Below are 14,353 nucleotides of genomic sequence, written 5' to 3'. Positions count from 1 at the left end.
TTTATCAATCAAATCAGACAGGAACGGCTAAGAAACGAGCTGAGAACCATATTATCAACGAGCCGGTTTTACGGATAAAATCGCACTTATCGTATGCGATTGAGCACCGCGAACATGTCTCCTTCTTCACCTTGAAGCGTCAAAACATCACTGTTTAATGTGTAACGAGTACCGTGTTCACCGTTTTCATACAGTAGTACTAACTGATCTCCTTCGGTGTAATACACCCCGCGACGAATGACTTCACTCCCTTCTTCATCTGATACTCGGAACATGAATATAAAGTCGGGTTGAAGGACTAAGTCCATTTTTTGAATGTTACTGGCACGTAAATCACTTCCGGAAAGTTCGGCGCTTGACCAGATCCCCGCTAATGCGTTTGGCAAGGCTTTGGTGAACATAACACCGTTAAGATTTAGCATATTGTGGTTACTGCTGTACGCATAAACCTGCGGTTCAGAAGTATTTAAACCCAAAATAATCGTGTCTTCATTAGCGTTATACAAACCTTCCCAATGATCCACACTGTAGTCTTTCTTTTGAATATCAATTGAAAATGAGTAGTTTGAATCAAGAGTCAGCTTAATTGCTCTAAAGTTTTCAGTGCCTTGCTCAGGATCTGGATTCATCAAATACCAATCGCCAAGCAACAGAGGAAGATCAAAATGAGATAGATTACTATCACTTTTTGATTGTTGGTTGTTCGGAGCTACTTCACTGCCGAAAGCCACAAAACTTAAACAAGATAAAAATAGTAGAATCCATTTCATACGCGCCCCCTCATTTTCTTTAAGCTTAGGCACGTAATGAATAGAAAGCGAAAAAATTTGACCTAAGTCACTAAATTTCAAGTGCGAAGTAACTTATCTGTCATTATTGACCGCAAAAAAGAGCTAAATCCCCCTCAATATTGAAAGTGTTTTGCGACAATCTCAATCAAAATAATCAAATATTCCTGTCAAATCATAGGTACAAAAAAAGCGAGCCTAGGCTCGCTTTTTAAATTTCGCGTCTTTAAACAATTACCTTTAACAGGCATTTGCTCTATTTCTTGATCATATCCAGCATGATAGCAACAGACTCATCAAGATAAGCATCCGGGGCTTCATAGTCTTTAGGAATATCATCCAACGTTTTAAACGCCTCTAACTTAGCGGCTTTTTGACGTTGATTGATACGATCTAGACGAAGTACATCCGCATCATCGCTCTCTTGCTGACGTACCTTTTCATTCAAAGAAAGGTCGTTATCGTCTTTATCTGCCTTATATTTTTCAATATCTTGCGCGATAAAGCCAAATTCCATATCTGTCGCAATACGAGCTTGGTGTTGAGCCGTTAAAGCAGCAATTTGCTCATCGTTACGCTGTAACACTGAGTAGTTTGCTTTATCAATTCTGTCCCAGGGTAGAGCATTATCTTCAACACTTTCTCCGGTATCTGCCGGATCAATTGGTGTTGGGTAAGCAATATCAGGCACTACACCTTTGTTTTGCGTACTACCACCATTGATTCGGTAGAATTTTTGGATTGTGTATTGAACGTAGCCCAACTCTTTGTCGAACAAATCATAAATATGATTCAAAGAACGATGCTGTTGTACCGTACCTTTACCGAAAGAGTTCTCACCTAGGATGATTGCACGACCGTAATCCTGCATCGCTGCTGCAAAAATCTCAGATGCCGAAGCACTGTAGCGATTCACCAATACCGTTAAAGGACCTTGGTAACTGATTTCACCATCAGTATCGCTGTTCACTTTGACACGACCGTAGCTATCACGAACCTGAACAACAGGCCCCTCTTTGATAAACAAACCCGAGAGTTCGGTTGCTTCCGTTAGTGCACCACCACCGTTGTTTCGCAGATCAACAATAATACCTTCAACACCTTGCTCTTTAAGCTCGGTGATCAGTTTGTCGGTATCTTTAGAAAGACCAACATAGAAACTTGGTACTTCGAGTACACCAATCTTCTTGCCATCTTTCTCGATAACTTCTGACTTAACAGCGCGGTCTTCTAAACGAATCTTATCGCGTACAATTGTGACAACGTGACTTTTTGCATCTTTACCGTCTGGCAAGATCTGTAGCTTAACTTTAGTCCCTTTCGGTCCTTTGATTAATTGCACTACATCGTCTAAACGCCAGCCGATAACATCAACAATCTCTTCACCATCTTGACCAACGCCAACAATACGGTCGCCATCGCTCAATTGTTTGCTATTTGACGCAGGGCCACCAGCAACTAAAGATCGAATAACGGTGTAGTCGTCTGTCATCTGAAGTACAGCACCAATACCTTCTAGAGATAGATTCATCTCAGATTGGAATTGCTCTGCATTTCTTGGAGAAAGGTAACTGGTATGCGGATCAACTTCTCGCGCGAATGCGTTCATGTAAATCTGGAAAGCATCTTCGTTGTGCGATTGCGTAATACGCTTCATCGCATTGTTGTAACGCTTTTCCAAAACTTCTTGAATCTCTGGCCACTCTTTACCAGTAAGTTTTAGATTCAACGCATCGTATTTAACGCGTTTTCTCCAAAGCTCATTCACTTCAGCGATATCTTTTGGCCATTCCGCTTCGCTACGATTGAGTTCAATACTTTCATCGGTATCAAACTTAATCTCTGTATCTAGCAAAGACAATGCATATTGAAAACGTTCAAAACGCTTCTGCATAGACAAATTATAAACATCGAATGCAATCTGGTTATTGCCTGCTTTCAGTTGATCATCAATTTGTGTAGATGACGCAGCGAAAGAGTCAATATCAGCTTGAGTGAAGATATTACGATTATAATCTAGCATCTCTAAGTAACGATTAAAGATAGCTTGAGAGAAATCATCATTGAGATTGAAGTGTTTATAATGAGAACGAGTAAATCGAGAAGTAACACGTTTACTAGCAGTTTCGTGTTGGACCTCAGGAGCGAGTAGAGGTAAATCGTCCTGATCTAATTTGGCTTCGAGAGCCTGAGCTGAAGCTGCTAGCCAAAAGCTAGCAGCAATCAGTGTCAATTTTGAACGGCATTTCATGCGTAGGAGTATCTCCTTTAAGCGCGCAAGTGCTCCGCTTTAACAACCATTTGTAGGCCGTTTGCTAACTGAACACGCACATCTTCCTTATTGATTTCAACAATGGTCGCAGCCATGTTTCCTTTACCCATGTTCACATTTACTTCTTTGCCAGCGATGAATTCGTCAGCGTTCAAAGCGCGTGTTTCTACAGGCTTTTCTACTTTTGGTGCTTTAGGCGCTTGACGACGAGGCTGTTGAGCTTTCTTCGCCTTAGGTTTCGCTTTGCCTTCTTCACGAGCTTTTTGTGCTTGTTCTTTACGACGAGCCTGAACTTTCGCTTTGCTTTCTGCAAGTGTCGCTTTAGCGTGTTCAACGTGCTCTTCTTCTAGTGTGCCACACGCGTTTCCGTCTAGGTCAACACGTTCTGCGCCAGCTTTTACGCCGTGCAGGTAACGCCATGATGATGTGTACTGTCTTAACGCTGCACGAAGCTGAGTCTTACTTACTTTTTCGTCTTCATTTAGACGTTCAGCAAGATCTTGAAAAATACCAATTTTAAGTGGCTTCGCTTCACCTTCTAGAGTAAAGCATTTAGGGAAACATTCAGCAATATATGCGATAACTTCTTTGCTGTTTTTTAACTTTTCAGTGTTTTCCATGTGGGTTCCTGGTTTTTGCGGTTTTCCGCGAGCATTAAGAAAATATTTTTACGTATTATAGAGAGATGCTTGGGAAAAACCACAGTAAGAGAATAATTTATGCCTTGTTCGCGTGCGAATTAAGCAGCTTTTCCACTTCTGCCATGAAAAATGTTAATCCGTCCTCGTCAATTTGAGAAAAACGACCAACATTTGGGCTATCGATATCAAGAACGCCAGCGATTTTTCCGCCAATCGAGAACGGAATGACGATTTCAGAGTTACTTGCAGCGTCACAAGCGATGTGACCTTCGAACTCATGAACATCATGAATGCGCTGAACTGTATTCGTCGCAACCGCAGTTCCACACACACCACGTCCTACCGGAATTCGTACACAAGCAGGTTGACCTTGGAAAGGGCCCAGTACAAGTTCGTCTTTTTCCTTAGCTTGATCCTGCTTCATTAAATAGAAACCCGCCCAATTCAATTCATCCAATTCCATGAATAATAATGAACTGATATTAGCAAGATTAGCAGTTAGATCGGTTTCTGATTCAATTAATGCAACGGCTTGTTTGGTTAAGCGTTGGTAATGTTCTATTTTCATATTAACTTCCAATTAAATTGAGACTTCCATTATCAAGAGAACGCAGTAGAATGCGGCCATTAAACCAAATAGGACTTATTCTCATTACAATGAACAATTCAAAAGACACTATTAGCCGTTCTTGGTTAATAACTCAAGTAAAAAAACACAAGTCCAAATTACTGTTTGCTAACATTATTGCCATATTTGCAACTCTCATTAGTGTTCCTATCCCGTTGCTCATGCCCTTAATGGTTGATGAAGTATTACTTGATAAGCCAGCTTCAGGTTTAGAGATGATGAACCACCTACTTCCATCATCGTTACAAACACCTACTGGCTATATAGCACTAACTTTGCTGTTAGTGATTATCATGCGCACCGTTAGCCAAGCGTTAAACATTCTGCAAGGGCGTCAGTTTACACTCGTCTCCAAAACAATTACCTATCAAATGCGAAGCAAGATGATAGATAAGCTTGGCCGCATTAGTATTAGACAGTACGAAACCAAAGGCAGCGGTGGTATCAACGCCCACCTGATAACAGACATAGAGACGATAGATAAGTTCATTGGTTCGACTCTGTCTAAGTTCCTCATCAGCTTCTTAACCGTGTTTGGCACCGCGATCGTGTTGTTGTGGTTAGAATGGCGATTAGGGTTGTTCATTTTACTGGTCAATCCTGTTGTGATTTATTTCTCCCGTAAACTAGGTAGCAAGGTTAAACACCTTAAAAAATACGAAAACCAGTCTTTCGAGCGCTTTCAAAACCGTTTGGTGGAAACCTTAGATGGCATTTACCAACTGCGTGCAGCTAATAAAGAGCGCATCTTTCTCGATGAGCTAAAAGTTCAGGCAAACCAAGTAAGAATTGATGCCGACAAATACGCTTGGCAATCTGAAGCAGCAGGCCGTGTTTCGTTTCTACTTTTCTTATTGGGTTTCGAGCTTTTCCGTGCCGTCGCTATGCTAATGGTGCTATTTAGTGACTTAACCATTGGTCAAATTTTTGCGGTATTTGGCTACTTATGGTTCATGTTAGGCCCTGTTCAAGAGTTGTTAGGGATTCAATTCTCTTGGTATAGCGCGAAAGCGGCACTGCAACGCATCAACGATCTTCTCCAGTTAGAAGAAGAGAAGCGCCCTATTAGCAAAGTAAATCCGTTTCATGAAGATCGAGAAGTGACAGTCGACATTGAAAACGTTACATTCTCTTACACATTAGAAAACACTGTTTTAAATAGGTTGTCGCTGCACATCCCTGCAGGTAAGAAAGTCGCTTTGGTGGGTGCTAGTGGTGGGGGTAAATCTACGTTAATCCAGTTGCTGATTGGGGTTTACCAAGCGGACTCGGGGTACATTCGCTATAACGGTGAAACAACCGACGACATCAGCTTTGATGTAATACGTAATCAAATTGCCGTTGTTTTACAACAACCTATACTCTTTAACGATACATTGAGGCATAATCTGACCCTTGGTGCTGAATACGATGAAATGTCGTTGTGGCGCGCGCTTGAAGTCTCTCAAATGCAAGATGTCATCAAGCAACTCAGCAATGGCTTGGATACCCAAATTGGTAGGAATGGCGTTCGACTGTCTGGCGGTCAACGACAACGTTTGGCAATAGCCCGCATGGTGCTGAGTAATCCTAAGTTTGTTATTCTTGATGAAGCGACATCTGCACTCGACACTGCAACAGAGTCAGCACTGCATAAAGCATTGAGCGAGTTTTTGAAAGATCGCACAACTTTGATAGTGGCTCATCGATTATCAGCGGTGAAACAAGCCGATCTAATCTATGTTTTAGAAGATGGACAAGTCACACAGACGGGAACACATGGTGAATTGGTTGAACAACAAGGACTCTATCAAACACTCTACGGCAGTGTGCAATCGCACGCCTGATGTTTATTGTTCTAGGAATTTAAGTCAGCTTAAAAGCCTGATTGCTGTTTCAACTTGGGAGGTCGCGTGACCTCCTCATCCATAACCAACGCTTTATCAACAAAACACCAATGCGACAGCAGCTCAGTGCGTCTTTGTCAGGGCTGCGAGCTTCCCGTAGATAAAATGGACATCCCTTTGGGGAAATCCGCTTACTGTCCAAGGTGTGGTACTCAGCTTTATAGAGGCGGCACCCCTAGCCTCTCTGGAAACCTAGCAATTGCGATTACCTGCTTATTGCTGTTTATCCCCTCGCACTTTTTTGAATTCATCAGTATTCGCCTGATTGGTGTCATGATACCTGCAACATTACCATCCGGCGTCTTTACTTTAATGGGTGAAGGCTTCCCTCTGCTTGGCTTACTGATTCTGTTCTGCAGTTCGATCGCTCCGTTACTCGTGTGTACATCGGTACTCATTACCCATTTATCATTGCGCTTTAAATTTTTTACACCATTTAAGTATGCGTTAGCCATCATCCAGACATTAAAGCATTGGATGATGTTGGATGTGTTTCTGGTAAGTTTGGCGGTCTCATGTTTCAAACTGCAAGATTACTCAGATATTTTTGTCGGCCCTGGATTGGTTGGCCTGATTCTTCTGCAGCTTTTCAGTGTATTGTTGGTAAGCCGCATCAGCGTGCGTCGCTACTGGGAAGCTTGGACAAAAGAATCTGACTACTCATTTGCTGAAAGTAAGAACGTACACTGCCACAACTGCCACCTATCTCAACCGGATGGATATACTTGCGTGCGTTGTCACCATGACTTATACCACCGCAAGCCCTACTCTATACAGAAGACGTGGGCACTGTTGTTTGCCGCATCAGTGGCTATTGTGCCAGCCAACGTCATTCCGATTTCTATCCTTATCACTAACGGACAAAGGCTAGAAGACACAATAATTTCCGGTGTCGCGTCGCTAATAAATAGCGATATGTATGGCATTGCAGCGATCATTTTTATTGCCAGTATCGTCGTTCCCGTAGCGAAAATACTGGGCCTCGCGTACATCTTAATCTGTATCAAGATGAAACGTGCGGTTTACCACAGGCAACGTATGACCATCTATTTCATCGTGAAATGGGTGGGAAAATGGTCGGTTATGGATCTATTCGTCATTTCGATCATGATGACCTTGGTCGACCGCGGACAAATTTTAAACTTTACACCAGGTTATGGTGCAGTCGCTTTTGGCGTCGTTGTTGTTCTCACGATGCTAGCAGCGGAAAGCTTAGATCCTAGGCTAATTTGGGATAACTACACCTCTAAAGATGAGTCAGTGAATGAACAACGATAACCAATCACAAACGTCATATTCACCAGAAGTAAGGAAAAACAAAGGCATCTCACCTTTGTGGATTCTGCCGATATTAACCGTCGCATTAGCCGGTTGGTTGGTCATGAAATCGATCCACGATGCAGGCCAACGTGTGCAGATATACTTCTCAGATGCCGCAGGTTTAGTCGCAGGTCGAACAACGATTCGTTACCAAGGCTTAGAGGTGGGTATGGTGCGCGACATCACCTTATCCAAAGATTTATCGAGTATCTATGTTGATGCTGACATCTACCCAGAAGCGAAGAAGCTGCTATCAAAAGGCACACGTTTTTGGCTCGTAAAGCCAACGGCGAGTTTGTCTGGTATCTCTGGGTTAGATGCACTTGTTTCAGGTAACTATATTGCTATACACCCTAGCGAAACTAAAGAAGAACCAGAAACCGTTTTTCAGGCTTTAGAGTCGTCCCCTTCTGATTTGCTGGCTTCTGAAGGTCTAAACATCTCATTGACGACCAAAGATCTGGGTGGTGTGTCTGTTGGCTCTCAAATCGTTTATCGTAAAATCCCCATTGGTGAGGTTTACAACTACCAGCTAAACGACAACGCTAAATCCGTAACCATTCAAGCGTCAATTAAAGATGAATACAGCCATATCATTACCGATCAAAGCCGTTTTTGGAATGTCAGTGGCTTAGGTGCCAGTATTGGATTTTCAGGTGTTGACGTGCGCTTAGAAAGCCTAAGTGCCCTATTAGGTGGCTCTATCGCCGTGGATTCTCCAGGAGAAGGCGAACCGGTTGAGATGAACACCAAGTTCAAGCTTTACCCAGATTTGAAAACAGCGGGCCGTGGTATCTCTATCAAGATCGCTGTTCCCGATGATAACAAGATCAGTGCGACAGGTGCTCCGATCATGTATCGCGGTATTGAAATCGGTCAAATCACCGACTTATCATTAAGCGAAGGACGTGAAAACGTGGTCGCATCCGCTGCTATCCAGCCGGCATTCAGTGACTTTTTAAATAGCGGCAGTAAATTCGTTCTAGAAGAAGCTGAACTATCGCTTACTGGCATGAAAAACATTGCCAACTTAGTGACAGGTAACTTTTTAACCTTGGTACCGGGCGAAGGTGAAAAAGCCCGTCGATTTACTGCGATCCGCAAGAACGAATTCAGTCAGGAACAAGAGAAATCCGTTGCGATTCGCTTAACCTCAAACAATTCGTTCGGACTGGATGTCGGTACACAACTGCTCTACAAAGGTATTGCCGTTGGCTCTATCATCCATGTGGGATTAGTTGATGGTGTTGGTACGGGTTCTGATAAGCACGAAGTGTTTATGGATGCGCTTATCGACAACGAGTACGCGCACCTTATTAAAAGCCACAACCGGTTCTTCGTGACAGGCAGTGCGACCGCGGAGCTTACCGAATCAGGATTGAGTGTTACGGTTCCACCAGCAAAACAGCTTCTGACTGGCTCGATTAGCTTTGTAAGTGAAGGTAAATCTGAAGCTCGAACAGACTACCAACTTTTCCAAAGTAAATCGTTAGCAGAAATCGCTAAGTTTAATCAGTCCGGCTCAAAGACGCTTTCGTTGTTTGCGAGTGAGTTACCTTCAATTTCTAAAGGCAGTCCACTACTCTATCGCAACCTACAAGTGGGTAGCATTTCTGATTTTCAGCTAGCAGACGGTGGTGTAAGAATCAAAGTCACGATCGAAAATCGTTATACGCACTTACTCAATAAGCATACCGTTTTCTGGAACCGTTCAGGCGTTGAGGTTGATGCATCGCTATCGGGTATCAGTATTAAAGCGGCGCCAGTTAAAACCCTTATCCAAGGCGGTATTGCTTTTGACTCTTTGCCGGGAATCGACAACAAACTCGGCGATGTATGGAAGCTTTATAAAGATTCGAAATCCGCTCGAAAATTTGGCCGCGCGATTACGATCACCTCTTCTGGCGATCAAGAAGTTAGCAAGGGCATGGCGATCAAATATCAAGGTGTCACTGTTGGTGAGGTTACTTTGGTGATTCCGAACTTCAACAAAGGCGGCATTGAGATTACTGCGCGTATTTTACCTGAGTACGTCGACAAGATTGCCGTGGCGAACAGTCACTTCTGGTTGGCAGAACCTGAGATTGGTCTTAACGGCATCAAAAACGTCTCTGCGCTGCTCTCTAAACACATCAACGTAGATCCGGGCAAAGGTGAAAGAAACACGAAATTTGAGCTTAGCAAGGGACCAGTGCAGCCTGAAGGTAAGATATTCCAGCTACAAAGCGAAACGCGAGGCTCGGTATCAGAAGGCACACCTATCCTATTCCGCGAACTTGAAATTGGTAGTGTTATCGATGTTCAGCTAGGCGAGTTTGCCGACCGCATTATCTCTACGATTCAAATAGAACCTGATTACGCGTATCTAATTCGCGCAAACACTGTGTTCTGGAACGTGTCGGGCGTCGATGTCTCTATCGGTCTGTCAGGCGCAAACATCAAAGCCGGAACGGTAGACAGCTTATTAAGAGGTGGTATTACATTCTCAACCCCACCGACGAATGAACTTCAACCAGTGGCAAGCGAAGATCAGTCTTTCTATCTCTATCCTCAAGCCGAAGATGAGTGGAAATCATGGAGAACCGCGATTCCTCGCCCATAGAGTGAATTCCCACACGTTTCAGGAAGATTAATTCTTCATCAAAATGCAGCCATTAGGCTGCATTTTAGTTGTTTGCTGTAAATATGGTTTAGGACGGCCTCATTTTGCTTTAAACTCACCGCATTAATGCAATAAATCGAGATACTCTTTTGCACGCTAACGTATATATTCCAGAAGAATTCCTAACGCACATCGAAGCGATCATGCCTAGTCATCTAGATATGGCTTCTTTTGTCGCTTCATGCCAAAAACCACTTCGTAAAAGTATTCGAGTCAACACATTGAAAATCAGTGTTGAAGACTTCCTAGTACGAGCAAAAGAGAAAGGCTGGGAACTGGAACCTGTACCTTGGTGCGAAACGGGCTTTTGGATTACAGCTGATGAAAGTGAAGCACCACTAGGTAATACGGCAGAACACATGTCTGGTCTTTTCTACATTCAAGAAGCCAGCTCGATGATGCCACCTTCGGCACTTTTCCAAGGTGGAGCTGAGTACCAAGCGGTGTTAGACACAGCGGCTGCACCCGGCTCTAAAACCACGCAAATCGCTGCGCTAATGAATAATCGCGGTGTATTGGTTGCCAATGAATACGCAGCAAGCCGTGTGAAAGTCCTTCACGCTAACATCGAACGTTGTGGTGTTCGTAATGCCGCTCTAAGTAACTTTGACGGTCGAGTTTTCGGCGGTTGGTTACCAGAACAGTTTGATGCTGTGCTGCTAGACGCGCCCTGCTCTGGCGAAGGTACCATTCGTAAAGACGCTGATGCGATGAAGAACTGGACTTATCAATCTGTAGTCGATATTGCTGACACTCAAAAAGATCTCATTGAAAGTGCGTTTCATGCTCTTAAACCTAATGGTATTTTGGTTTACTCAACATGTACGTTAAGTACTGAGGAGAACCAACAAGTGTGTCATCACCTAAAAGAGACTTTTGGTGATGCGGTAGAATTCGAATCTCTTGAATCACTGTTCGACAATGCGAAAGCAACCACAACAGAAGAAGGCTTTCTACACATTTTTCCACAAGTGTATGACTCAGAAGGTTTCTTCGTTGCACGTATCCGTAAATTAGCGTCAGTTACTCCACCAGAAGTTAAAAAGCGTATGGGTAAATTCCCATTTGAGAAAGCATCAAAGAAAACTCAGCAAGAAGTCGCTGAACAACTAATGAGTACTCTCGATATCGAATTGCCAAGCGATACTCAAGTTTGGATTCGAGATAAAGACGTTTGGCTATTCCCAGAAGCGCTAGAGCCTATGATCGGTGAATTCCGTTTCTCTCGCATGGGAATCAAGATTGCCGAAACCCATAAAAAAGGTTATCGCTGGCAACACCAAATCGCGACAACGCTTGCAACAGGTAACGAAGCCAACATTGTTGAACTCACTATTGAAGATGCTCGCGAATGGTTCATGGGACGCGACGTTCGCCCTGAAGGCTTGTCTGGCAAAGGTGAAGTCTTAGTGAAATACAACGGCGCGATTATTGGCCTTGGTAAGTGGGTTGGCAACCGAGTGAAGAACGGTTTACCACGCGAACTGGTCCGCGATAAGAACCTTTTCTAGTCACTCGAGAAAAGTTCGCACTGTAATGAAAAAAACAAAAAGCCCAAACAACGTTAATTGTTTGGGCTTTTTCTATTCTTGTCGGCTACTTCATTTCGAGGGAAAGCGTTGTGAAATCAACACTTACTTATACAAATATCAATTCAAGTCACTATTTTTTAATAACAAAAATCGCTTATTGGAGAATTTAAACTAGACTTCTATCTATAGTCTAGAGATTAGAACGATTAGCGTAGGCTCTTCGGAGCCCTTTCCCCTAAGCCCAAACAGGAAGGTTTGGGCTTTTTTTTGACCGACAGGTTCGCTTATTTAACTAAGCTGATACCTTCTTTGTCGATAGTGATCTTACCAGATTTGTACAAACCACCAATCGTCTTCTTGAAAGTACCCTTGCTGGTTCTGAATGCAGAGAAAATAACCTCAGGAGAAGACTTATCATTCAGAGGCAAGTAACCGCCTTTCTTTTCAAGTAGGTCAAGAACCTTTGTGCTCAGGTCATCCATTTTAGCTACACCAATTTTCTGAAGGGACAAGTCAATCTTACCGTCTTCTTCACGAACGTTTTTAATGTAGCCTTTTAGCGTTTTACCAATGAACAGCTTACCGATAATGTCTGACGGGAAAATCATACCCCAGTGTTCACCGTTCACAATCGCTTTGTAACCCAATTGGCTACGTTCAGCGATTATAAGATCCACTTGTTCATTTTGCTTATAAGTCGCTGGCGTTTTGTCTAACCATTTGTTGAACTTCGTTGTACCAACAATACGGCTCGATGCTTTATCGATATACACATAGACTAAGATTGACTGGCCTTCGTTTAAACGACCGCGCTGCTCGCTGAAAGGAACAAGAAGGTCTTTACCTTTCACGCCCCAGCTCATGAATGCACCCGTACTGTTAACACCTTCAACTGTCATCAAGCCAAACTGGCCTACTTGGGCAATTGGGGTTTCAGTGGTTGCAGCGATCTGGTTATCAGAATCAATGTATAAGAACACATCTAGCTTTTGACCAATTTCAACACCTTCAGGAGTAAATCGTTTCGGCAGCAACACGGTTCCATAGTCGCTCGCGTCAAGGAATACACCGAAGTCTGCTTGTTTTACTACTTCTAAGTTGTTTATTTGACCAATATTAATCATCAAGATTGTCTCTACTTTAAATTTGGCGGAGATTATACGTGATCTCTGATATGCTTTCGCTAGTTTCATTCATATTTTTACATTCTAGGAGACATCGTTGATCACCGTTGACAAACAAGATGCGATAACACTTAAAATTAACCATGCGATGGCGAAGACCAAAAAGCTCGACATGGACGTTTATCTATTCATTCCCGGTGAACTCGGACTGACTCCTGAAGTACTTTCTGAAAGTGCCTTCTTCTACAGCTCAATTACTCAAAAGCGCGCTTACTATAGTGACAAGACACTATTACCACTAGTACATAGCCGCTTGGCAAAACGTGGACGCTTATCGACAACACAGTATCGTGTCAGTTTGAGTTTGTTCGCCTACCAATATGTTATTGCTTTAGATAAAGCAGTAAACAGCTTGAATAAAACTGATAGTGACGACGTAACAGCTGATGAGGTTGATGAAGTCATTGAGCTCGCGTTAGACATCTTGAAGAAGCTTCGTCGTAGTATTCCTTATGAAGAAAACCTAAAGCGCTATTATGCCAATATCGATAATTACCTTTCTTGGTACACGGAGCAAAAGTTCTTATCTTTGGTATCACATATGCCACGTGGCAGTGAATATTCGACGATAAAAGAGCGCCTCTTGACGCTTTGTGAAAAAGAGACCGCCCATCGAAAACTTAATCGCTATAACTCAGCTAAGGTACGTGAAGACGTCACCCGTCTGAGTAATAAGATGCGACTACTAAGACGTTTAATAGAACACCCTATCGTACTCAAGGAGAAGACCACCTCCATGGGTAAAAACGTCAAACGTGCTGTTAAAGGTATTGCGACTGGCTTAGTTATGGTGGTGGTGACGACAACCGTCATTTTGGCCCGTGATTTCTTGGGCGAGATTACGGCCTCTTTCATCGTGTCTATGTCATTTATCTACGCATTGCGTGAGATATTCAAAGATGACTTAAGAGACATCCTTTGGCGCTGGCTCCGTAAAGGCAAGCCGAAATGGAAGCGTCGTTACTATGACCCAACGACCAATAAGTCTGTCGGCCATAAGCTTGAATGGTTGGACTATGCGAATTTCTCCAAGTTAGCAGACCGTATTCAATCGATACGTAAGAAGCGTGTCGTTCAACGCGAAGAGCAAATATTGCATTACCGTTCGCATACGGAGATGTCGACGTCGACGTTCATGAGTGGTTATGAAGAGACTCGTGAAACACTATCTATCAGTCTCAGAGCGCTGACCCGTTTGATGGATAAGGGATCAAATAAGGTGTATCGCTTGAATGAAGGGCAAGTTAGCCGTGAATCCGTAGAAAAACGTCACTTGCTCAACCTAATCATTAAAGAGAACAATCACGATAACGAACCGACCTATTACCGTTGGAAAATCGTAATGAACCGTTCAAAGATCGTGGACATCGAGCAAATCACTCAAGAATCTTAATCTTGTTACGGTATGTGTGTATTCAATTCACATACCGCTCTCCACTT

The 14,353-nt window shown here is 43.1% G+C and carries 10 protein-coding genes; 5 read left to right on the top strand and 5 right to left on the bottom strand.

Annotation, left to right across the window (positions count from 1 at the left end; all coding sequences use genetic code 11):
* Positions 1–86 precede the first annotated feature (86 nt).
* From ATB74_RS08280 to ATB74_RS08265, 4 genes are all read right to left on the bottom strand, one after another.
* Positions 87–770 carry a hypothetical protein gene (locus ATB74_RS08280; RefSeq protein ID WP_060982084.1) on the bottom strand — a complete coding sequence of 228 codons (684 nt, stop codon included), beginning with the start codon at positions 768–770 and terminating at the stop codon, positions 87–89.
* A 274-nt stretch (positions 771–1,044) separates the two neighbouring features.
* Positions 1,045–3,039, bottom strand: coding sequence for a carboxy terminal-processing peptidase (gene prc / locus ATB74_RS08275; protein ID WP_061017896.1), 1,995 nt, complete (start codon positions 3,037–3,039; stop codon positions 1,045–1,047).
* A 17-nt stretch (positions 3,040–3,056) separates the two neighbouring features.
* Positions 3,057–3,680 (bottom strand): RNA chaperone ProQ, encoded by a 624-nt coding sequence (gene proQ, locus ATB74_RS08270; protein WP_017057223.1) that lies wholly within the window; start codon positions 3,678–3,680, stop codon positions 3,057–3,059.
* 97 nt (positions 3,681–3,777) lie between these two features.
* Positions 3,778–4,269, bottom strand: a complete 492-nt coding sequence (locus ATB74_RS08265) for a GAF domain-containing protein (RefSeq protein ID WP_019823239.1) — start codon at positions 4,267–4,269, stop codon at positions 3,778–3,780.
* 89 nt (positions 4,270–4,358) lie between these two features.
* On the opposite strand from ATB74_RS08265, the gene ATB74_RS08260 reads away from it, so the two are divergent.
* The 4 genes from ATB74_RS08260 (at position 4,359) to rsmF (ending at position 11,708) form a co-directional block, all read left to right on the top strand.
* Positions 4,359–6,155, top strand: a complete 1,797-nt coding sequence (locus tag ATB74_RS08260) for an ABC transporter ATP-binding protein (protein WP_061017895.1) — start codon at positions 4,359–4,361, stop codon at positions 6,153–6,155.
* A gap of 54 nt (positions 6,156–6,209) precedes the next feature.
* Complete coding sequence (locus ATB74_RS08255; RefSeq protein ID WP_061017893.1) at positions 6,210–7,493, top strand: paraquat-inducible protein A; 1,284 nt, start codon at positions 6,210–6,212, stop codon at positions 7,491–7,493.
* A complete protein-coding gene (locus ATB74_RS08250) occupies positions 7,480–10,137 on the top strand; it encodes an MlaD family protein (RefSeq protein WP_061017890.1) in 2,658 nt (885 codons plus the stop codon). The genes ATB74_RS08255 and ATB74_RS08250 overlap by 14 nt, the downstream gene beginning before the upstream one ends.
* Before the next feature lie 149 nt (positions 10,138–10,286).
* A complete protein-coding gene (rsmF, locus tag ATB74_RS08245; protein ID WP_061017886.1) occupies positions 10,287–11,708 on the top strand; it encodes a 16S rRNA (cytosine(1407)-C(5))-methyltransferase RsmF in 1,422 nt (473 codons plus the stop codon).
* A gap of 305 nt (positions 11,709–12,013) precedes the next feature.
* Here the strand turns inward: rsmF and ATB74_RS08240 are convergent, their stop codons facing one another.
* A complete protein-coding gene (locus ATB74_RS08240; RefSeq protein ID WP_179946903.1) occupies positions 12,014–12,922 on the bottom strand; it encodes a CvfB family protein in 909 nt (302 codons plus the stop codon).
* Between the two features lie 28 nt (positions 12,923–12,950).
* On the opposite strand from ATB74_RS08240, the gene ATB74_RS08235 reads away from it, so the two are divergent.
* Positions 12,951–14,306 (top strand): hypothetical protein, encoded by a 1,356-nt coding sequence (locus ATB74_RS08235; RefSeq protein WP_061017884.1) that lies wholly within the window; start codon positions 12,951–12,953, stop codon positions 14,304–14,306.
* The last annotated feature ends 47 nt before the right edge of the window (positions 14,307–14,353 follow it).

It is taken from the genome of Vibrio splendidus, from assembly GCF_001557875.1.
GTDB lineage: Bacteria > Pseudomonadota > Gammaproteobacteria > Enterobacterales > Vibrionaceae > Vibrio > Vibrio splendidus_F.
This window is presented reverse-complemented; position numbering and strand designations above follow the sequence as displayed.